The sequence below is a fragment of the Limosilactobacillus antri DSM 16041 genome (genome assembly GCF_000160835.1).
Taxonomy (GTDB): Bacteria; Bacillota; Bacilli; order Lactobacillales; family Lactobacillaceae; genus Limosilactobacillus; species Limosilactobacillus antri.
Genome location: NZ_GG700733.1, coordinates 89,234 through 107,478 on the forward strand (window position 1 = coordinate 89,234; position 18,245 = coordinate 107,478).

The window sequence follows — 18,245 nt, forward strand, 5'->3', positions numbered from 1 at the left end:
TGGTACTACTTCGCGGCACCCTTCAGCTGGGCCACCTGGTTGGCCAGCTTCTGGTTGTCGGAACTCAGCTTAGCAATACTGCTGGAGTTATCCGAAATTTGGCTGCTCTGATGGGCGTTATTGGCTGCCTGTTCCTGCTGCTGCGCCCGGTGATGGGCACTTACTCCCCACCACACCAGCAGCAAGATAATGATTGCCAGCACCGCCAAGATCCAGTGCCGCTTCTTACCCCTTGCCGGTTGTGCCGGCGCCGTGGTCTGCTGACGACTGCCCACTTGCTGTTCTGGACGCACGTGGAGAGTAATACTCCGCTGGGCCGTTTGCCCGTTGGCATCCATCGCACTCAGCATTACCGGGTATTCCCCCGGCCGGTTAATGTCGACCTGGGTCAGGTTCACCACGAGCTTGTTCGTCAGGTCTTCCCCGTTGCTGGTGGTCACGCGGATGCCGAGCTGCCGGACCAGGTCCGCCTGCTGAATCGTTTGGTGGAGCGGCCAGTCCAGGTAGTGCCGACTAACCGTAATTGTCAAGTTTGCCATATCTATCCCTCATTCAGTTAATTTAATGATATTGTACCGCTTTTTGGCTATAAATAAGAAAAGGTTTCGGCCCAGCGGCTAAAACCTTACTCAATTCTTTAATTATTCTGCCAATTCCCACGGGTTCTTAACGATGATCGTCTGGATCCGGTCGGCACCAACGGAAACGGTTGCCAACGGCGCCTCAGACAGCTCACTTACCCGGTTGAGGTAGTTTTGCGCGTTGACGGGCAGGTCTTCAAATTTCTTAACCCCCGTAATGTCTTCGTCCCAACCCGGCAGTTCTTCGTAAACTGGTTCACAGCGGTCCAGTTCCTTGAGGCTGGCTGGGTAGTAGTCAATCACCTTACCATCCAGCTTGTAGGCCTTGCAGATTTTAACGGTCTTCAACCCGGTCAGGACGTCTAGCAGGTTCAGACTCAGGCAGGAGATCCCGGAAACCCGCCGTGCGTGCCGCATAGCGACGCTGTCGAACCAGCCCACCCGCCGGGGACGGCCAGTAACGGTTCCGTACTCATGACCCGTTTCCCGAATCTGGTCGCCGATTTCATCAGTCAATTCAGTTGGGAATGGGCCGGCACCAACCCGGGTCGAGTAAGCCTTGCAGATCCCCACGACGGTGTTAATCTTGTTCGGGCCAACCCCAACCCCGGTGCAGACGCCCCCGGCAATCGGGTTCGAGGCGGTCACGTAAGGGTAGGTTCCCTGGTCGACGTCCAGCATTACCCCCTGGGCCCCTTCAAAGAGTACCCGGTGGCCATTATCGAGGGCGTCGTTAACGATCCGGGAAGTATCGGTAACGTACTTCTTCAGTTCTTGGCCGTATTCGTAGTAGCTTTCAAAAATATCATCAAAATTAATTGGGTCAACGTGGTAGAGCTTTGTGAACAATTCGTTCTTTTCAGCCAAGTTCCGGCGCAGCTTTGTCTCGAAGGTGTCCTTTTCTAGCAAATCACACATCCGAATGCCGACCCGGGAAACCTTGTCCATGTATGTCGGGCCGATCCCATTCTTCGTCGTCCCGACCTTGTGGTCACCCTTCGCCGCTTCCTGGCACTTGTCCAACAGGATGTGGTAAGGGAAGGTCACGTGGGACCGGCTGGAAATCCGCAGTCCCGAGATGTCAATCCCGTTGTCCTGGAGGTAATGCAATTCCTTCAACAAGGCCGGCGGGTTAATGACAACACCGTTACCAATTACCGCTAACTTGTCCTTTCCAAAGATACCGGAGGGAACCAGCCGTAAAGCAAACTTCTTACCATCAAAAGCAATCGTGTGCCCGGCATTGTTACCACCCTGGGAACGAACGACCACGTCCGCGTCCTGACTCAGGTAATCGGTCATCTTGCCCTTTCCTTCGTCTCCCCATTGACTACCAACAATAACAACTGATGACATTCATTTTCACCTCATCGTTTATTTTCGTAAAAAGACGTTTTTACTTCCCTATCCTACCGAAGTTCACCCTAAAGGTCAAGGATGAATCGAACTATTTTCAAAATTAACGACTAAATCGTACGAAAATATCATTGACGAAGGAGAAAGTTTGGCGCATAATAGCTAACGGAATTTTTAACGAAAAGGAGCTGTGATCGTGGAAACGTTCGACTATGATGACATTCAGCTGATTCCGAATAAGTGCGTGATTAAGAGCAGGAAAGAGGCGGATACCAGCGTCCAATTTGGGCCGCGAACCTTTAACATCCCGGTGGTTCCGGCCAATATGGAAAGCGTCATTGACGAAGACCTGGCCGTCTGGCTGGCGCAAAATGGCTACTATTACGTCATGCACCGGTTCCAGCCAGCAGACCGGCTGGCGTTTGTCCAGCGGATGCACGAGCGGAAGCTGTTCGCGTCCATTTCCGTAGGTATTAAGGACGCCGAGTACGATTTCATTGATCGGTTAAAGGCCGAACAATCGGTTCCAGAATACATTACAATTGACGTGGCCCACGGTCATTCGGATTTTGTAATTAAAATGATCCAATACATCAAACGGCAGCTGCCGACCAGCTTTGTGACGGCCGGCAACGTCGCCACGCCGGAAGCGGTCCGGGACCTGGAAAATGCCGGGGCGGATGCGACCAAAGTCGGCGTGGGGCCCGGCAAGGCTTGCATCACCAAGCTGAAGACCGGGTTTGGAACCGGGGGCTGGCAGCTGGCTGCCATTCGCCTCTGTGCTAAGGCCGCCCGCAAACCAATCATCGCCGACGGTGGAATCCGCCACAACGGCGACATTGCCAAGTCGGTCCGCTTCGGTGCCTCGATGGTGATGATCGGCTCCATGCTCGCCGGCCACCTGGAATCGCCGGGTCACATCATCACGATTGACGGCAAGCAGTACAAGCAATACTGGGGTTCGGCTTCGGAAGTCCAAAAGGGGGCCTACCGGAACGTCGAGGGCAAGCAGATGCTAGTGCCGTTCCGCGGTTCGATTAAGGATACCCTTCGCGAAATGCAGGAAGACCTCCAATCCGCCATCTCCTACGCTGGCGGACGCGACCTGGAGGCACTCCGCAAGGTTGACTACGTGATCGTCAAAAACTCAATTTTAAACGGCGACTACTAATAACGCCAGAACAGGATAGACAGTAACAAAGCGACCAGCCTGCCACCAACTCACGTTTGGCGACGGGCTGGTCGCTTTGCTTATTTTGGCGTCACGCGCCGCAGGCTAACGATAAAGGAGATTTTACCAGCGGTGTACTTGGCACTGATCCGGCCGTGGAAATTGTGAACAATCGTCCGGGCCATTGACAGGCCAATCCCATACCCCGCGTTCTTTGACAGGGTCCGGGCCTTATTTTCCCGGTAAAAACGCTCAAAGAAACGGGCCGTGTCGACCTGGTCACCCTTCGCGTAGCTGTTGCTGACCGTCAGGACCGCATTCTTCTTGACCGCGGCCAGCTGGACAGTGACGGTCCCACCAGGATCACAGTATTTATTGGCGTTATCAATCAGGATGCTTACCAATTCATAAAGGTAGTTTTCGTCGGCAAGGACCGTAATGGCGGGGGCCACGGCAGTTTCAAACTGATGGTCAGCATTGGCAGCGACGCTTTTAAAGCTCTTCACCGCCCGGTTAACCACCCCACTGGCGTCAACCGGAATCATCGTCATCTGCGGCTGTTCCTGCAGCCGGGCGAGGGATACCAGGTAGTTGACCAGCTTGGTCATCCGGCTAACCTGCTGCTTCGTGCTGGCCGTCAGCTCGGTTTCCCCGCTCGTCAGCTCCTGCATCTCGGTATTGGCGGAAATTACCGTCAGGGGCGTCTTCAGCTCATGGCCAGCATTGGTGATAAATTCCTTTTGCCGTTGCTCAGCTTCGATAATTGGCCGAATTGCCCGCCGGGAAAGCAGGACCAGGACAATCGTGTAGAGCACCAGGCTGACCATTCCCAGCAAAATCCCGAGGTCGATAATCTTCCGGGCCCGGGACATCATCAGGCTTTCATCTAAAAAGACCACCAGCGTCTGCTTGCTATTCCGCCGGACCTGGTAGGCGTATACACTGCTGTTGTAGAGGACCTGGCCACGGTCAGTATTGCGTCGCTCCACCCGTTGGGCCAGCTGGCGGATCGTAGCCGCCGACACCGATAGGATGTGCTGGTTATCGACCTGGATCGGGCCCCCGTCGTGCGGGATCGTCGCACTGAAATAGCGGTACTGGGAGAGGCTTTCCCGGGTAAGTCGCTGCTGGGGAAAGAAGTTCGACTGGCTAGGGACCTGCCGGGCCGGCATCCGACCCTCGTTGTCACTTAAAACCGTCAGGACGGAAGTGACCTCCTGCCGCGCTTGAAAGTAGGTTACGGCACTGATGCTGCCAATGATGGTAATGATCACAACCACCAGCGCACAGGTCGAAATGAGGATAAATTTCTTGCGAAAGTGCTGAATCATTCCGGCTCACCCCTTTAACAGGTAAGGACCGCCCTTTTCACCAACGATCTCTACCGCCGACTGAATCGACTGCAGCTTGTGCCGGAGGTAGGAGATGTTAATCCAGACGTCCTCTTCATCCGCGTCCTGGTCGCCAGCCCAAACCCGCTGCAGGAGATCGGCCGCGGCGAGTTCTTTGCCCGCGTTGTGAATTAAGTATTGCAGCATCCGGGTTTCCTCCCGGGACAGGCTGATGGAATTATGGCTTTCTAGCACCTGCTCACCACTATCAAGGCGCAGGTCGGCAAACGCCAGCTCCTGGTCATCATAACTCGTGGTCCGCCGTTCCAGCGACCGCAGACGGGCCAGCAACTCCTTGAGCGAAAACGGCTTGGTCAGGTAATCGTCTGCCCCCGCGTCGAGGCCGGTCACCCGGTCGTCCTCCTCCGCCATCGCCGTTAGCATAATGACGTAGGTGCGGTCACCACGGTCCCGCAATTCACGGAGGGCGTCCAAGCCGCTTTTGACCGGCATCATAATATCCAGGATCATCACGTCATAGGCGTTGGCCGCGGCCAGGTCGAGAACCTTTTGCCCATTGTCAACCGCGTCGACCTGGTAGCCGCTCGTGGTCATCGCCATGGTTAGTACCCGGGCCAGCTGGGCTTCGTCTTCCGCAAGCAAAATTTTCATTCGTCCGTCTCTCCTTCCTGGACCAGTTGGCGAATTGTCTGCATCTGGACGTCGCACGATGCCAACTGGTCAGCGCACCGCTTCAATTCCTTGCTGATCCGCTCTGGATCTGCGACATGGTGCTTGTACTTGATCTCGTGCTCCAGGCTTGCCCAGGAGTCCATGGCAATCGTCCGCAACTGGACTTCCACGTAGAAGCGCCCCGGACGGCGGCCGTCCACGTCCTGGTAAGGCGCGGCGACATCTAAAATCAAGTGGTAGCTGCGGTAGCCATTCGGTTTCGCGTTGGTGATGTAGTCCTTTTTCTGGACCACCGTGCACCAGTCGGCCTGCTCTAATAAGGCCACGCAACGGTTAATATCACTGATGAAGTTGCAGACCAGCCAGATTCCCACCGCGTCCCGGCACTGGCGCAGGGCGGCGGCCGTGGTTACTGGATAGCCCTTGCGCCGGCATTTTTCCGTCATGCTGGCGGGCGTCTTCACCCGGCCAATCAAATGTTCATATAGTTTAGGCCGGTGCATTGCCAGCTGGTGGTCGTTCCACTCCCGCAACCGGTCTTCCACACCAGCGAGGATCTGGTTGAGGGCGTCTTCATAAGGTCCGTAAATCGACATCACAACTTCAACTCCTTGCATCTTTCAGCTAGTTTAACAACGTTTTTTGAACTTATTCGGGGTCCAGTAGTTAAATTTATGTTAAGGCGTGAACTCCGTGGCCGTCGGGACAACCAGAATGTAGTTTAGCAGCCGCCGTGCATAGCTGCGGTGTTCCTCGTAATCGGCAATTTCCCGGTTCAATTCCGCCAGGTTATCGGTAATGATTCCATCGGCGTTTTTGTACATCATCTGCATCATGACGCTGGGATCATTGACCGTCCAGGCATAAACCCGCTTGCCCTGCAGGTGGGCCAGGGTGATAAAGTCAGTGGTCAAGGTCGAATACTCCATTGAGTAGCCGTTAGCGGCGGTATTCGGGTAGGTAAAATTGTAGGGTTGGATATACAGGACCGTCTGCCGGGGATCCCGCCGCTTCACCGCTTCGACAACCCCGTAATCCAAGGAATGGACCAGGGCGTGGTGTTTAACCAGGTCGTCCCCATAACGCGCAACAAAGCGGTCCACCATATCAGGCGAATCTGCCGGGCTGGGCTTAATCTCCACCAGCAGTTTTTGGTGCAGCCGGTTGGCCGTCCGCAGGTAATCGCTAAAGCTGGCCAGCTTTGCCCGGTGGCCATTTTCACGCACCGTCAACTGGGTCAGCTGTTTGAGGGTCAGCTGGCGCGGCGTTCGGTCAACACCCGCCAGCGCTTTGAGGTTCTCATCGTGGAGGACCACAAATTGGCGGTCCTTGGTTTCGTGGACGTCTAACTCAACGTAGTCCGGGTGGAGGCGGTGGGTCCTTTTCAGCGCCGGAATAGTATTTTGGACCCCATTTTGTTCCGCCACTCCCCGGTGGGAGATCGTGACGGGATGGTGGTACTGACTATCTGACAGGTACAAGCTGTTTCCCACAGCCGCCGTCGCTATCAAAGCGGCGAAGGCCAGGCCGACGACGACCCGCTGCCCCCGCGTTGCGACCCGTGGACTGGCGGCCGGGGTGTGCTCCCCGGGCGCTAGAAAGAGCAGGCTGACCGTGACCATCCCGGTCCAGCTGGTCACCAGTTCGCTCCCCAGCTGGATCACCAGCAAGTTGACGTTGGCCAAGAGGGCTGCCATCGGCTGGGGCAGGAAATCAGCCAGCCATTGGGCCCCGATTACAAGCACGTAAAAGCCGGCCATGACCAGCGCCGCTAATAGGCCAATCGTCAGCAGCTGCATTGCCAGCGCCCAGCATGACCGGCCGCGGGTTTGCCGCCAGCTTTGCCGGAGGGCCGGACGCAGCCGCTGCCGTTGGTAAACCATCAGGGGCAGGGTCCAAATCAGCCGGAGCCCGAGGAAGACAAGAATGCCATAAAGCACCACCGTGGCAGTCAGCAAGAGCGCGTTCCGGGTCAGATAGTCAAGGATAAATTGGGGCACCTGGACCTTCGCTAGCAGGGGCGTTCGGTAAACCAGGTCCGCAAAGGGAATCACCAGGATAAAATAAATTGCCAGCACCAGGAGCGAACCCGGGCGGAGGCGGCGGAGCGCCTGCCCGAGTTCCCTGAGCAGGACCCGGACGCTGATTATTTCCCGGGAAATATCACGAACACCGAGCAGGACGGCGGCAAATTGCACGTACACCACTAACAGCAGGCAGGCTAGTTCTGCGAGCAGGGCCACCATCACCAGCGGGTGGTGGCGGGCAATCATCAGCACGTTTTGGTAGGAAATAAACGGGATCTCCGCCGCTTGCAAAACGAGGGTTGTCACAGCCCGGAAAATGGGGATCCAGATCAGCTGGATCAGCAGGTCCACACTGACAAACAGGGTCAGGTAGCTGACCCAGTGCCGCTTAAATTCGTGGGTCTGCCGCCAGACTGCCGTTAAAGTTTGTTTCATCACTCATCCCCCGCTAGTTAATGTCTTCCTGGTGCTGGATAACTGCCCGGTTCAGCTTCCGCCGGTTGGCCAGGTAAATTAGCAAAATCACCGGTACGATCAGCAGCATCACCAGGTAGAAATCCTTTACCGGCAGCACGCTGTCAATGATCCCCCCGACAATCGGGCCCAGCGACATTCCGATGTCCAGGCCGACGAAGAAGGTGGCGCTTGCCAGCCCCCGCTCGTTTGCCGGCGCGAGCATCATGGCCGTCGATTGGCAGACCGAATAGATAATCCCGTAGCCCAGGGCCATCCCTGCCGCGGCCAAGGCCATCTCCCAATTATTCTCCATGACCGCCAGCATCACCAGGTAAAAGACGGTCGCAACCGCACAGCCGACAAGCCACACGCCAAACCGGACCGTATCAAACTGGTTACGCAGGACCAGCCGGATTGCGAGCAGGACCACCGCATAAATCAAGAAGTAGGCGCCGACCGCCACGTCCAGATGACGCTGTTCGACGTAGCTGACGATGTCCGCCTGGGTCGCAAAGTATGGCAAGGCAAAGAGGGCAATCAGCGCCGCGACGGGCAGGGAATCCCGCTGGATAATCTTGAGCCGGCGCCGACCTGGTGCGGCTGCGGCGTCCGGTACGGCCCGGTTGCTGACAAACTGAATCGTCACGACCACCAGCAGCGCGGAGATGGCCGAAATTACAATCGCCAGCCGGTAGCCAATTACCCGGTAGAGGTCGATTGAAATCGCCGGCGCTAACGACATCGCTAGGGCGTTCATCAGGCCGTAGAAACTCATCGCCTCCCCGACGTGGGAAAACGGCACTAGGTAGGAAAGCCAGGTCGTCATGCAAACCGTGCAGAGGACGTAGCCCAACCCGTTGACCAGGCGGAAGAAGAGCAGCAGACCGCTGTTCGGGGTAAAGACATAGCCGAGCACACCAATAAACGATAACAGACCGCCCGCTACGGACAATTGGTACTTGGAAAACCGGTCGGTCAGGTTGCCCGCAATCGGCCGGAGAAACATCGCGACGATGCTCATCATCCCCACGATTACCCCAGCAAAGGTGCTGCTGGCCCCGAGGCTCTTGGCGTAGCCATTAATCAGCGGATTGCAGTACATATTGCTAAACATGAAAAAGAACGCCGCGGCCATGACCAGCACAACGTCCCTAGAAAAAATTGTCGCTTTCTTCCCGTCTGCCATTTTCCCATCATTTCCTTATCAAAAAGTCTCTCCCTTCTATCATAAAACAATTGCGAACGGAGCGGAACAAAAACACCAGAAAACCGGCTCCAGGGTCGATTTTCTGGTGTTCACTCTCTATGGTGCAGCTGCGCTGAAAATTTCAAGCGGCACTATTAGCTTAGTCCGCCAGCTGCGACTTAATTACCATTACTTCCGTATCCGTGACCGCCGTTAGCGCGTGCCATTCGTTTGGCGCCAGCTTGACGATATCACCCGGGACCAGCGTCTGTGAGTCCCCGTTGGCAACATCTTCAAAGACCACCCGGCCCTTGATTGGCACCACTACCACATCATCGGGAACGTGGTGCTTAGGGACGGCTTTGCCCGCCGGAATTACCAAGTGGGTGACCGTCTGGGCGGGCGTTTCCACAATGTTCTCTGCCAGTTCAACGTTCGGGGTCGTTTTGATAAATTGCATTGACCGCACCGTCCCTTCTAAAAGTCGACCTCATCCGGGTCCGCACACTGCCCGCCCAGGTTTGGCAGGGCCGTAATCTTTTCCATGTCTTCATCGCTAAGTTCAAAGTCAAAGAGCTGGGTGTTTTGAACCATCCGTTCCTTATGAACCGACTTTGGCAGTGGCAAAATCCACCGCTGAAGCAACCAGCGCAGGCTGACATGGGCGGTCGTCTTACCGTACTTAGCGGCCAGCTGCTGCATGGTCGGGTTGGTCATGACCTTCGCGCCCTGACCACCCAGCGGGGCCCAGCCTTCCACCAGGATGTTGTGGGCTTGCAGGTACTTAACCTCTTCGACGTGCGGCCAGCCGGGGTGCACCTCGATCTGGTCGACGGCCGGAGCAACCTCCGCGGTCTTCATCAATTCAACCACGTGGTGGGGCATGAAGTTACTCAGCCCCAACGCACGAATCTTGCCCTCGTGGTAGGCTTCCTCCATCGCCCGCCAGGTTTCGGCATTAATCTCGGCCGCCTGGTCGCCGAATTGCTTGCGGTTGGCTGGCCAGTGAATCAGGTAGAGGTCCAGGTAGTCCGTTTGCAGCCGCTCCAGGGTTTCGTCAATTGCCTGCTTGGCCTTGGCATAGCCCCGGTGGTCATTCCAGAGCTTGCTGGTCACAAAGAGGCGGTGACGGTCAATCCCCGCATCTTTGATTCCCCGGCCCACGGCTTCCTCATTGCCGTACACGGTCGCGGTATCGATCAGGCGGTAGCCCACCGCAATCGCGTCCGCAACTGCTTGTTCGGCCACGTCAGCCGGTGTCCGGAAGGTCCCGTAGCCGACACAGGGGATTGTCACACCGTTATTCAAACGGTACAGGGAGTTAATGTTTTTTAGTTCAACCATCACAATCATCCTTTCCATTGCACTTACTTTTAATTATATAACTTTTCGCGGCGCCTGGGAATTCAGCCCGCTTTTCGCAACCAGGGCTACCGTCTGTTCACGCTACTCCGTTTGTAATTTGCTAACCAGGGCGTTGACCTGCCGGCGCTGAGCCGCGGTTCGGAAAAAGCGGTGCCGTAACTGCCGCACCGTGAACTTAACCGTGCGCAAATGGTGCTTGCCAGCTGCCGGATAACTGACGTAAACCTGCTGGCCCCCCAGCCGGTAGTACACAACCGTCGGGGCATCGCCATCCCGGGCAACCAGGTAACTATCATCTCGGCTAACCCCCGCTGGTACCTGGTCAGCCGGGGTCACGATTCCGTAGACCAGCGACTGACTGGCACTTTCTTGCCGGACCCAGTGGGAATCAACCGCTAAGCCGACTAGAATGCCCAGCTGCTGGTCGGTGAGCGGCCGTGAATCGGCCCCCACCGGTGGTAAATTGAGCGCAAGGAGCAGCATAATGCTAAGGATGACTAATTTAATTTTCCGCATAGTCCCTCCCCAAATGACAAAACGGGCCAGCCGGAAACCCGGTCGACCCGTTTGCCAGAAGCAAATCGCACTTATTGTGATTGATAGGTTGTATAAAGGATCTTAGGCCATTTGCTCCTTGATGGCTGCCAATGAAACCTCACTGGTATTGTCAAACTTGACCGCCGCGTCCTTGAGTGACGCACCAAAGCCAATTGACACCTCGCCAGCCCGGTTAATGGATTCAACCCCCGCCTGGGCATCTTCCAATCCGGCCACCTGGTTGGCAGGCAAGTTCATCAGCTTCGCGGCCTCGCTGTAAATCTCTGGGTCCGGCTTGCCGTGACTCAGCTTAGCGGGGTCCACGATTCCTTCAAAGTAATCGGTAATCTGCAGGTACTTCAAAACCTTGGGCGCGTTCTTGGATGCGGAAGCCAGGACGATGTGGTAGCCATTGTCCTTTAGCTCATCCAGCAGGTTCTTCATCCCCGGCAAAATGTCCGCTGGCGTCAGCGTTTCGACTAGCTTGATGTAGTTGTCGTTCTTTTCGGTTGCCAGCGCTTCTTTTTGTTCCTGGGTATAGTCATTTTCGTGACCACCGGCCTTCAAGATCAGCTCCAGCGAATCCATCCGGCTAACCCCTTTGAGGCTGTCCGCCAGTTCTGGCGTCCATTCAGTACCGACCTTATCGGCTAATTGGTGCCAAGCCTGACCGTGGAAACGCGCGGTATCGGCAATCACACCGTCAAGGTCAAAAGCAAAGCCCTTCAAATCTTCAAACTTCATTCTCTATCTGCCCCCGCTATTACTTTAATTCCAGCTTCTTGCCGTCCAAGTCGATCGTGATTGGGTCACCGGATACCAAGTCAATCTTCGTACCGTGCTTGTCAACCTTAACCTTCAGGATCCGGCCACGGAACATCTGACGGAATTGGTAAGAGTTCCACTTCTTCGGCAGGAATGGTGCGTAGTGCAGTTCGTTGTTCCGAACCCGCATTCCGGCAAAGCCTTGAACGATGTCCAGCCAGCTACCAGTCATCGAAGTGATGTGCAGCCCGTCGGAAGTATCGTTGTTGTAGTTGTCCAGGTCAAGCCGGGCAGACCGTTCGTACAGTTCAACGGCCTTGTCTTCGTAACCAATATCAGCGGCGATGATGGAGTAAACGGAAGCGGACAGACTTGATTCGTGAACCGTGTACTGTTCGTAGAAGTCGAAGTTGTTCTTCTTCTGTTCCTTCGTAAATTCATCGATGAAGTCCCAGAGACCCTGGATAACGTCACCCTGTTTGACGTATGGTGAACGTAAGATCCGGTCCCACGACCAGTTTTGGTTCAACGGCAGCTGGTCGCTTGGGATTTCGGAAACTGGGGTCAGGTCCTTGTCCATGAAACCATCGTTTTCTGGGAAGATGTCCCGCTGCTTGTCGTATGGCAGGTACATATTGTCGGCGATACCCTTCCAACGACGCTTTTCGTCTTCGGAAACGTCGAGCTTCTTGGCAACGTCTTCGTCAACCTGGTCGAGGATTTCCAGGGTGTACTGGAGCGTCCAGCGGCAGAGCAGGTTGGTGTACCAGTCGTTGTTAACGTTGTTGTCGTATTCGTCCGGACCAGTAACGGCGTGCAGCATGTACTTGTTCTTGTTTTGGGAGTAGTGAACCCGGTCGGCCCAGAACCGTGAGATTTCGGTTAAGACCTTGGCACCTTCGTGGAGAACGTAGGACTTGTCGCCGGTGTAGTTCGTGTACAGGTAGATTGCGTAGGCAATGTCCCCGTTCCGGTGGATTTCTTCAAAGGTGATTTCCCATTCGTTGTGACATTCAATCCCATTGAAGGTAACCATCGGGAAGAGGGCCCCCTTCAGGTTTTGCTGTTGGGCGTTGATGTAGGCCCCATCGAGCTGCTTGTAACGGTACATCAGCAGGTTACGGGCAACTTCTGGGTTCGCAACCCCGAGGTAAACCGGGATACAGTAAGCTTCAGTATCCCAGTAAGTAGCACCACCGTACTTTTCACCAGTGAAGCCCTTTGGTGAGATGTTCAGCCGGTAATCCTGACCGTAGTAGGTCGAGAAGAGTTGGAAGAGGTTGAAACGAATCCCTTGTTGGGCCCCTTCGTCACCATCAATTTCAACATCAGACTTCGTCCAGCGGTCGGCCCATTCCTTAACGTGCGGGTCGAGTAGGTCGTCAAAGCTCTGGGAATCGAGCTGGGCGCTCAGTTCGTCCAGGTGCTTTTCAATTGCTTCCTGGCCATCAAAGTCCCGGGAAGTAACAACCACCGTCCGCTTTTCAAAGTTGACTTCCTTGCCCGCAGCGACGGTGCCGGCAAAGGTGTTGTAAGCATCCTTGTCATCAGTGCCATCACCGACGTGGTCCAGGTTGGTCTTGGAAGTGGTCTTCATGCCGACCGTAAATTGTGGCGTGCCGAAGTCGTTCTTCTTCGTCATGGAAGTCAGTTCGGCGTGTTCGCCCTGGGCGCTCTTGTTGAGAACGTTCCAGAATTGTTCGTCGTAGTTGGCGTCTTCGTTGTAAACGTCGGCGTCAATCATGCTGGTGATTTCCACCTTAGCGTCGCTGTCCCCACGATTCTTAATGTGGAGCCGTTGTCCGACTAATTCCTTTTGGGTAACGGAAACGAAGCGTTCAAAGTTAAAGTACATTTCGGTCCCACCGATTTCAACAGTGAATTCCCGTTCGAGAACTCCCCGCTTCATGTCGAGGTCGAGCTTGAAGTCCTTTGGCGTTTGCTTAGCAAGGTCCAGCTGTTCGCCGTTGACCTTGATAATCAGCTTCATGAAGTTAACCGCGTTGATCATCTTACCGAAGTACTTCGGGTAACCGTTCTTCCACCAACCAACACGGGTCTTGTCAGGGAACCAAACCCCGCCAAGGTAGACCCCTTCCATGCAGTCGCCGGAGTAACCTTCTTCAAAGAAGCCCCGCATCCCAAGGTTTTCGTTTGCCAGGCTGGTCATTGATTCCTGGAGACGCTTGTCTTGGGGATCCCAGTTCTTAGTGGCAACGTGCCATGGCGCAATGTCAAAAGTCCGTTTCATTCAATTCAAGTCCTTTCTCTATCAAAAGAGGCTGGGAACTAGCTCAACCTCTCAAGTCTTTTTGATTCGACAGTGGACAAGGCAGGATTCCGACTGAATTCTGTCTCGCCCCCATTATAACGTGTTTTCAACTAAAATTAATCTTATACGGCGTAAGTTTCCTTAATCGTACCAACCGAAAGGGCAGCCAAGGCCATGACAACCGCACCAACGATGAACATGTTGACTTGGGAAGCGCCCAGCAGTGGGAACAGTGCAAAACTCAGCAGTGAAGCCACGATTTGTGGAAGGCAGATTGAGCCGTTGAAGAGACCCAGGTAAGTACCCATGTGCTTACCAGTCAGGGCGTTCGTAACGATGGTCAGTGGGTAGGTGTTCATCCCAGCCCAGGCGATCCCAACCAGGGTGTAGGAAAGGATCAGTGTCCATTGGTCGTGGATGAAGAAGACTGACAGGAAGCCGAGGGCCCCAAGCAGCAGACTGCCGGAGTAACCAAACTTGTGGTACTTGTTTGGCACCTTCGCCAATACGTAGGACCAAATAACGGCCGCGATGGATTGAACGGCAGCTAAGACCCCGTACCAGTTACCAGCGGCCTGGTAGCCGGCAGAAGTAGCGTTAGTGGTGTGCCAGACGTTCTGGGCAATCGCACCAGCGGAGTAAGTCCAGAGGTATTGGAAGGCAAACCAGCAGAAGAATTGAACCAGGGTAACCGTCCAGAAGGCCTTTGGCGCGTGCTTCAGCAGGGTGAACCAGTTCCCGCCTTCCTTGTTGTCGTCTTCGGAAATCCCGTGGTACTTCGCGTAAGTAGCAGGGTCGTATTCGTGAACCCGGAAAACGGTGAAGAGACTAGTGATGACCAGCAGAGCGGCCCCAACGTAGAAGGCCACCTTAACTGAGTCCGGGACAACCCCCTTCGGCGCGATGTTCTTAACCCCGAACCAGGTGAACAGGAACGGGAAGATGGCAGCCAAAACGGCCCCCGTGTTGGATAGGAAACTCTGGATCCCGTAGGCGTAACTCTTTTGGTCATCGTTGACCATGTCCCCGACCATCATCTTGAATGGCTGCATGGCAACGTTTGATGACAGGTCCAGGAAGGCCACAGTGATCGCACCGAACCAGAGGGCCGCTAGTGACCCGTAACCAAAGCCGAAGCTCCCGGAGTTTGGCAGCAGCAGCATTACGATTACGGCTACGATCATCCCGAGCAGCAGGTATGGCAGCCGCCGTCCCCCGAGCTTCGGTGCCCAGGTCCGGTCAGAGTAGTAACCGACGATTGGCTGAACAACCAGCCCCATCAATGGCGGCAGGATGAAGAACCAGCCCAGGTTGTTCGGGTCGGCACCAATGGTTTGGAAAATCCGGCTCATTTGCGAACTTTGCAAAGTGAAGGCGGTTTGAACCCCCAAGAACCCGAAGTTAATCATCCAGATGGTTGACTTAGAGAGCGCAGGTAATCCAGCCGCAGTAGACTTTTCACTCATTACTAAACAACTCCTTTATACAACAATTCCTAACTATCACGCGTTTTTGAAAACGCTTCATGTCAAATTGCAATAATAATATACCAGATAAGTTTGGGTTGCGCAACCGTTTGCGCAAAAAAGATTGAACCGTTTCCATTATGAAAGCGAAGAAAAAGCCGTGGTCATCAAGTTTGAACCACGGCAATTTTTTAACGTTCGATTAGCGTTGCGGCCCCCATTCCGCCACCGACACACAGGCTGGCAACCCCTACCCGTTTGCTTAAAGTGCGCAACTGGTGGACCAGGGTGACGATAATCCGGGCACCGGAACAACCCAGGGGGTGGCCCAGGGCGATGGCCCCGCCATACGGGTTCACCTTGGCAGCGGGGAGTTTAAGGAGGCGCTGGCAGACAATTGTCTGACTGGCGAAGGCCTCGTTTAATTCAAAAATATCAACGTCTTGGGCCGCCAAGCCGGTCGTCTGGAAGAGCTTATTGACGGCGTAGTAGGGGCCCAGCCCCATCAGCTGCGGGTCTAAGCCAATCAGGGAGGAAGCCCGCCACCGGGCCAACGGGCGGAGCTGGTACTTCTCAACCGCCGTCCGCGAGGCCAGAATAACGGCGGCCCCCCCGTCATTGAGCCCGGAGGAGTTCCCGGCGGTTACCGACCCGTCGGGCTTAAAGGCCGGCTTGAGCTTGCCTAACGCCGCCAGAGAAGTGTCCGGGCGCGGCGCTTCGTCTTGGTCCACCACCACGGTCTGCTTCCGGGTCCGCACCGTTACTGGGACAATCTCTTCATCAAAGGCGTGCTGGCGTTGGGCCGCCACCGCCCGTTGGTGGCTGGCTAAGGCAAATTCGTCCTGTTCTTGGCGGCTGACCTGGTAGCGGTCGGCGACGTTTTCAGCGGTGATTCCCATTGAGTAGCCGCCCCAGGCATCGCTGAGGCCGTCACGCTGCAAGGCATCGATGAGCTGCCCATCCCCGAACCGGTAACCCTGCCGGGCCCGCTGCAGGAGGTAGGGTGCATTCGACATACTTTCCATCCCGCCAGCCACAACTACGGTAGCCTGACCGGATTGGATCAGGCTCGCCCCCAGGCTGATACTGGACATCCCCGATGCGCACACGTCGTTAACCGTGATTGCCGGAACTGCTTGTGGGATGCCCGCTGCGATGGCGGACTGCCGGGCAGGGTTCTGGCCGCTGCCCGCCTGGACGACGTTGCCCATCAGGACCTGGTCAACCTGTTCCGGCGCCAAACCGCTGGTCGTCAGGGCCCCCTTAATCGCTGCCGCCCCGAGCTGAACTGCCGGCAGGGCTGCCAGGGCCCCGCCAAATTTGCCAATCGGGGTCCGCTGAGCTGCCACAATGTATACTTCTTCCATCAATCTCTTCCTCCAAGCACAGGTGATCTCATACAAGGAAAGTTTACCGATTTACCGCTGGAACTGCAAATCCTTCACCTGATCTGGAGAAATTCTTAATAATTAGGCCCGGCGAGTCCGGGGGAGGGTCAGTGCCACGATTATTAATTCGACCGTTAGGACCACACTGAGGACCAGCAGGGCGTGCTGGGTCCCGGTCGCGGTCGTTTGGGCCAGGGAAAGCTGGCGGTGGGCCTGGCTAGCCGCCACAATCGCGGATACAATCGACGTTCCGACCGCGCCGGAAAACTGTTGGAGGGTGTTCAAAATGGCATTACCGTCGCCGTTTTCCTCCTCCGGCAGGTTGGCGAGGGCGCTGGTCATAATGTTGCCAAAGGAAAGGCCAATCCCCAGCATGAAGCCGGTGTAGAGGACAATAATCAGGCCGTTACTAAGGCCTCCCGCCGCCAGCCACGCCATGCCAATGACCGCCAGCAGGCTCAGCCCCGAACCCAGTAGGATTGGCTTACGGGCCCCATACTGGTCAAGCAGCCGGCCGCCAAACGGCCCGGTGATGGCGCCCAGGGCGGCGCCGGGCAGGACAATCAAGCCCGCTGCCATGGCCGTCGCGTGGTTGCTAAGCTGAATGTAATTGGGAAGCAAGAAGGACAGTCCCAGGGCGGCGAGCTGGAAGAGCAGAAAGCCGACCGCCAAGCGCGCAAAGCGGCGGTTCCGGAAAATGCGCAGGTTGATGATCGGTACAGCAACGGCTAATGACCGCCGCACGAATACCCCTGCGCCCAGCAAGCCGAGGACGAAACTGCCTCCGACTGGCAGTGACCAAAACGGCTGACTGCCCATGTTGGCGAAGCCGAGGGTGAGACCGACGAACATCAGAACCAGGCTGCCCAGTCCCCACCAGTCAAAGCGGGGCCGGATCAGCGAACCCTGCTGGCGAATCGTAAGCGTCCCCATCACAAGCGAGGCGACCAACAAGGGGAGCAGGAAGATGAAAATCCACCGCCAGCCGAGGTTATTGACCAAGAGACCACCGTAAGTCGGGCCAATCGCCGGGGCAATTCCCGTGATCATCGTGCCGACCCCCATCATCGTCCCCACCCGGTTTTGCGGGGCCCAGTCGAGAATGATGTTGAACATTAAGGGCAGCGCAACCCCGGTCCCGATCCCCTGCACTAAGCGGCCGAGCAAGAGCAGCCAGAAGCTCGGGACCAGGATGTCAATCAGCAGGCCAGCGGTAAAGGCCAGGTTGGCGAAGATAAAGAGGTGCTTGGTCTTAAAGCGGCGTTTAAGGTAGGCCGAGAGCGGGACCGTCAGTGAAATGGTCAGCAGGCAGATTGTCGTCATCCACTGGACCAGGCTGGTAGAAACGCCGAATTCACGCATCAGGGTCGGAAAGGAAATGTTGACGGCCGTCTCGACAACCACCCCGGCAAAGGACATGATCCCGGCCGCAATGATTGCTACGATTACCCATGGCTCGATGGTATCTGCTGGATGTTTCATAAGTATTTCCTCCTTGTAATTAGCCACGAAAAAAGGGGCAACTATCGCAATGATAGCTGCCCCCATACTCCCCGTGCTGTTGCGGACAATTGCCCACAACGGACGTCATTGGTTATTAAATTATCATTAGTATTTTAGCATAAGCGGTGGCCAAACGCGGCCACCCTCC

16 protein-coding genes are annotated in these 18,245 nt (G+C 55.7%); 1 reads left to right on the forward strand and 15 read right to left on the reverse strand.

All coding sequences use genetic code 11. The annotated features are described in order from the left end of the window. Positions 1-5: 5 nt before the first annotated feature. Positions 6-539: a DUF5011/hyalin repeat domain-containing protein gene (locus HMPREF0494_RS04020; protein WP_007123656.1), complete on the reverse strand. Its 534-nt coding sequence runs from the start codon at positions 537-539 to the stop codon at positions 6-8. A 102-nt stretch (positions 540-641) separates the two neighbouring features. After that, positions 642-1,937: an adenylosuccinate synthase gene (locus HMPREF0494_RS04025; protein ID WP_007123657.1), complete on the reverse strand. Its 1,296-nt coding sequence runs from the start codon at positions 1,935-1,937 to the stop codon at positions 642-644. Positions 1,938-2,133: 196 nt separating this feature from the next. On the opposite strand from HMPREF0494_RS04025, the gene HMPREF0494_RS04030 reads away from it, so the two are divergent. After that, complete coding sequence (locus tag HMPREF0494_RS04030; protein ID WP_040458776.1) at positions 2,134-3,108, forward strand: GMP reductase; 975 nt, start codon at positions 2,134-2,136, stop codon at positions 3,106-3,108. 80 nt (positions 3,109-3,188) lie between these two features. Here HMPREF0494_RS04030 and HMPREF0494_RS04035 read toward each other — a convergent pair whose 3' ends face one another. The 13 genes from HMPREF0494_RS04035 to HMPREF0494_RS04095 form a co-directional block, all read right to left on the reverse strand. Beyond that, complete coding sequence (locus HMPREF0494_RS04035; protein WP_007123659.1) at positions 3,189-4,439, reverse strand: sensor histidine kinase; 1,251 nt, start codon at positions 4,437-4,439, stop codon at positions 3,189-3,191. A gap of 6 nt (positions 4,440-4,445) precedes the next feature. Then, positions 4,446-5,111, reverse strand: a complete 666-nt coding sequence (locus tag HMPREF0494_RS04040) for a response regulator transcription factor (protein ID WP_007123660.1) — start codon at positions 5,109-5,111, stop codon at positions 4,446-4,448. After that, positions 5,108-5,728 (reverse strand): GTP pyrophosphokinase, encoded by a 621-nt coding sequence (locus HMPREF0494_RS04045; RefSeq protein ID WP_040458777.1) that lies wholly within the window; start codon positions 5,726-5,728, stop codon positions 5,108-5,110. The genes HMPREF0494_RS04040 and HMPREF0494_RS04045 overlap by 4 nt, the downstream gene beginning before the upstream one ends. An 81-nt stretch (positions 5,729-5,809) precedes the next feature. Next, the gene (locus HMPREF0494_RS04050; protein ID WP_007123662.1) at positions 5,810-7,594 is read right to left on the reverse strand and encodes a glycerophosphoryl diester phosphodiesterase membrane domain-containing protein; all 1,785 of its coding nucleotides are present in this window, start codon (positions 7,592-7,594) and stop codon (positions 5,810-5,812) included. A gap of 13 nt (positions 7,595-7,607) precedes the next feature. Next, a complete protein-coding gene (locus tag HMPREF0494_RS04055) occupies positions 7,608-8,801 on the reverse strand; it encodes an MFS transporter (RefSeq protein ID WP_007123663.1) in 1,194 nt (397 codons plus the stop codon). 160 nt (positions 8,802-8,961) lie between these two features. Beyond that, on the reverse strand, positions 8,962-9,261 hold the full coding sequence (locus tag HMPREF0494_RS04060; protein WP_007123664.1) for a cupin domain-containing protein: 300 nt from the start codon (positions 9,259-9,261) through the stop codon (positions 8,962-8,964). A 17-nt stretch (positions 9,262-9,278) separates the two neighbouring features. Continuing rightward, a complete protein-coding gene (locus tag HMPREF0494_RS04065; RefSeq protein WP_040458778.1) occupies positions 9,279-10,145 on the reverse strand; it encodes an aldo/keto reductase in 867 nt (288 codons plus the stop codon). Positions 10,146-10,247: 102 nt separating this feature from the next. Next, the gene (locus HMPREF0494_RS04070; RefSeq protein WP_007123666.1) at positions 10,248-10,682 is read right to left on the reverse strand and encodes an Lreu_0056 family protein; all 435 of its coding nucleotides are present in this window, start codon (positions 10,680-10,682) and stop codon (positions 10,248-10,250) included. Between the two features lie 102 nt (positions 10,683-10,784). Continuing rightward, entirely contained in the window at positions 10,785-11,447 is a 663-nt protein-coding gene (gene pgmB / locus HMPREF0494_RS04075; RefSeq protein ID WP_007123667.1) for a beta-phosphoglucomutase, read from the reverse strand. Positions 11,448-11,466: 19 nt separating this feature from the next. After that, positions 11,467-13,719, reverse strand: a complete 2,253-nt coding sequence (locus HMPREF0494_RS04080; RefSeq protein ID WP_007123668.1) for a glycoside hydrolase family 65 protein — start codon at positions 13,717-13,719, stop codon at positions 11,467-11,469. A 143-nt stretch (positions 13,720-13,862) separates the two neighbouring features. Next, positions 13,863-15,206 carry an SLC45 family MFS transporter gene (locus HMPREF0494_RS04085; protein ID WP_007123669.1) on the reverse strand — a complete coding sequence of 448 codons (1,344 nt, stop codon included), beginning with the start codon at positions 15,204-15,206 and terminating at the stop codon, positions 13,863-13,865. 191 nt (positions 15,207-15,397) lie between these two features. After that, complete coding sequence (locus tag HMPREF0494_RS04090) at positions 15,398-16,573, reverse strand: thiolase family protein (protein WP_007123670.1); 1,176 nt, start codon at positions 16,571-16,573, stop codon at positions 15,398-15,400. A gap of 102 nt (positions 16,574-16,675) precedes the next feature. Further along, positions 16,676-18,076 carry an MFS transporter gene (locus HMPREF0494_RS04095; RefSeq protein WP_040458779.1) on the reverse strand — a complete coding sequence of 467 codons (1,401 nt, stop codon included), beginning with the start codon at positions 18,074-18,076 and terminating at the stop codon, positions 16,676-16,678. Positions 18,077-18,245 lie beyond the last annotated feature (169 nt).

What these genes read in the sequence shown, in the direction of transcription:
- HMPREF0494_RS04050 (WP_007123662.1), bottom strand. Translation starts at nt 7,594, where the DNA reads ATGAAACAAACTTTAACGGCAGTCTGGCGGCAGACCCACGAATTTAAG.
- HMPREF0494_RS04040 (WP_007123660.1), bottom strand. Translation starts at nt 5,111, where the DNA reads ATGAAAATTTTGCTTGCGGAAGACGAAGCCCAGCTGGCCCGGGTACTA.
- HMPREF0494_RS04060 (WP_007123664.1), bottom strand. Translation starts at nt 9,261, where the DNA reads ATGCAATTTATCAAAACGACCCCGAACGTTGAACTGGCAGAGAACATT.
- HMPREF0494_RS04065 (WP_040458778.1), bottom strand. Translation starts at nt 10,145, where the DNA reads ATGGTTGAACTAAAAAACATTAACTCCCTGTACCGTTTGAATAACGGT.
- pgmB (WP_007123667.1), bottom strand. Translation starts at nt 11,447, where the DNA reads ATGAAGTTTGAAGATTTGAAGGGCTTTGCTTTTGACCTTGACGGTGTG.
- HMPREF0494_RS04055 (WP_007123663.1), bottom strand. Translation starts at nt 8,801, where the DNA reads ATGGCAGACGGGAAGAAAGCGACAATTTTTTCTAGGGACGTTGTGCTG.
- HMPREF0494_RS04020 (WP_007123656.1), bottom strand. Translation starts at nt 539, where the DNA reads ATGGCAAACTTGACAATTACGGTTAGTCGGCACTACCTGGACTGGCCG.
- HMPREF0494_RS04085 (WP_007123669.1), bottom strand. Translation starts at nt 15,206, where the DNA reads ATGAGTGAAAAGTCTACTGCGGCTGGATTACCTGCGCTCTCTAAGTCA.
- HMPREF0494_RS04070 (WP_007123666.1), bottom strand. Translation starts at nt 10,682, where the DNA reads ATGCGGAAAATTAAATTAGTCATCCTTAGCATTATGCTGCTCCTTGCG.
- HMPREF0494_RS04035 (WP_007123659.1), bottom strand. Translation starts at nt 4,439, where the DNA reads ATGATTCAGCACTTTCGCAAGAAATTTATCCTCATTTCGACCTGTGCG.
- HMPREF0494_RS04090 (WP_007123670.1), bottom strand. Translation starts at nt 16,573, where the DNA reads ATGGAAGAAGTATACATTGTGGCAGCTCAGCGGACCCCGATTGGCAAA.
- HMPREF0494_RS04025 (WP_007123657.1), bottom strand. Translation starts at nt 1,937, where the DNA reads ATGTCATCAGTTGTTATTGTTGGTAGTCAATGGGGAGACGAAGGAAAG.
- HMPREF0494_RS04080 (WP_007123668.1), bottom strand. Translation starts at nt 13,719, where the DNA reads ATGAAACGGACTTTTGACATTGCGCCATGGCACGTTGCCACTAAGAAC.
- HMPREF0494_RS04095 (WP_040458779.1), bottom strand. Translation starts at nt 18,076, where the DNA reads ATGAAACATCCAGCAGATACCATCGAGCCATGGGTAATCGTAGCAATC.
- HMPREF0494_RS04045 (WP_040458777.1), bottom strand. Translation starts at nt 5,728, where the DNA reads ATGTCGATTTACGGACCTTATGAAGACGCCCTCAACCAGATCCTCGCT.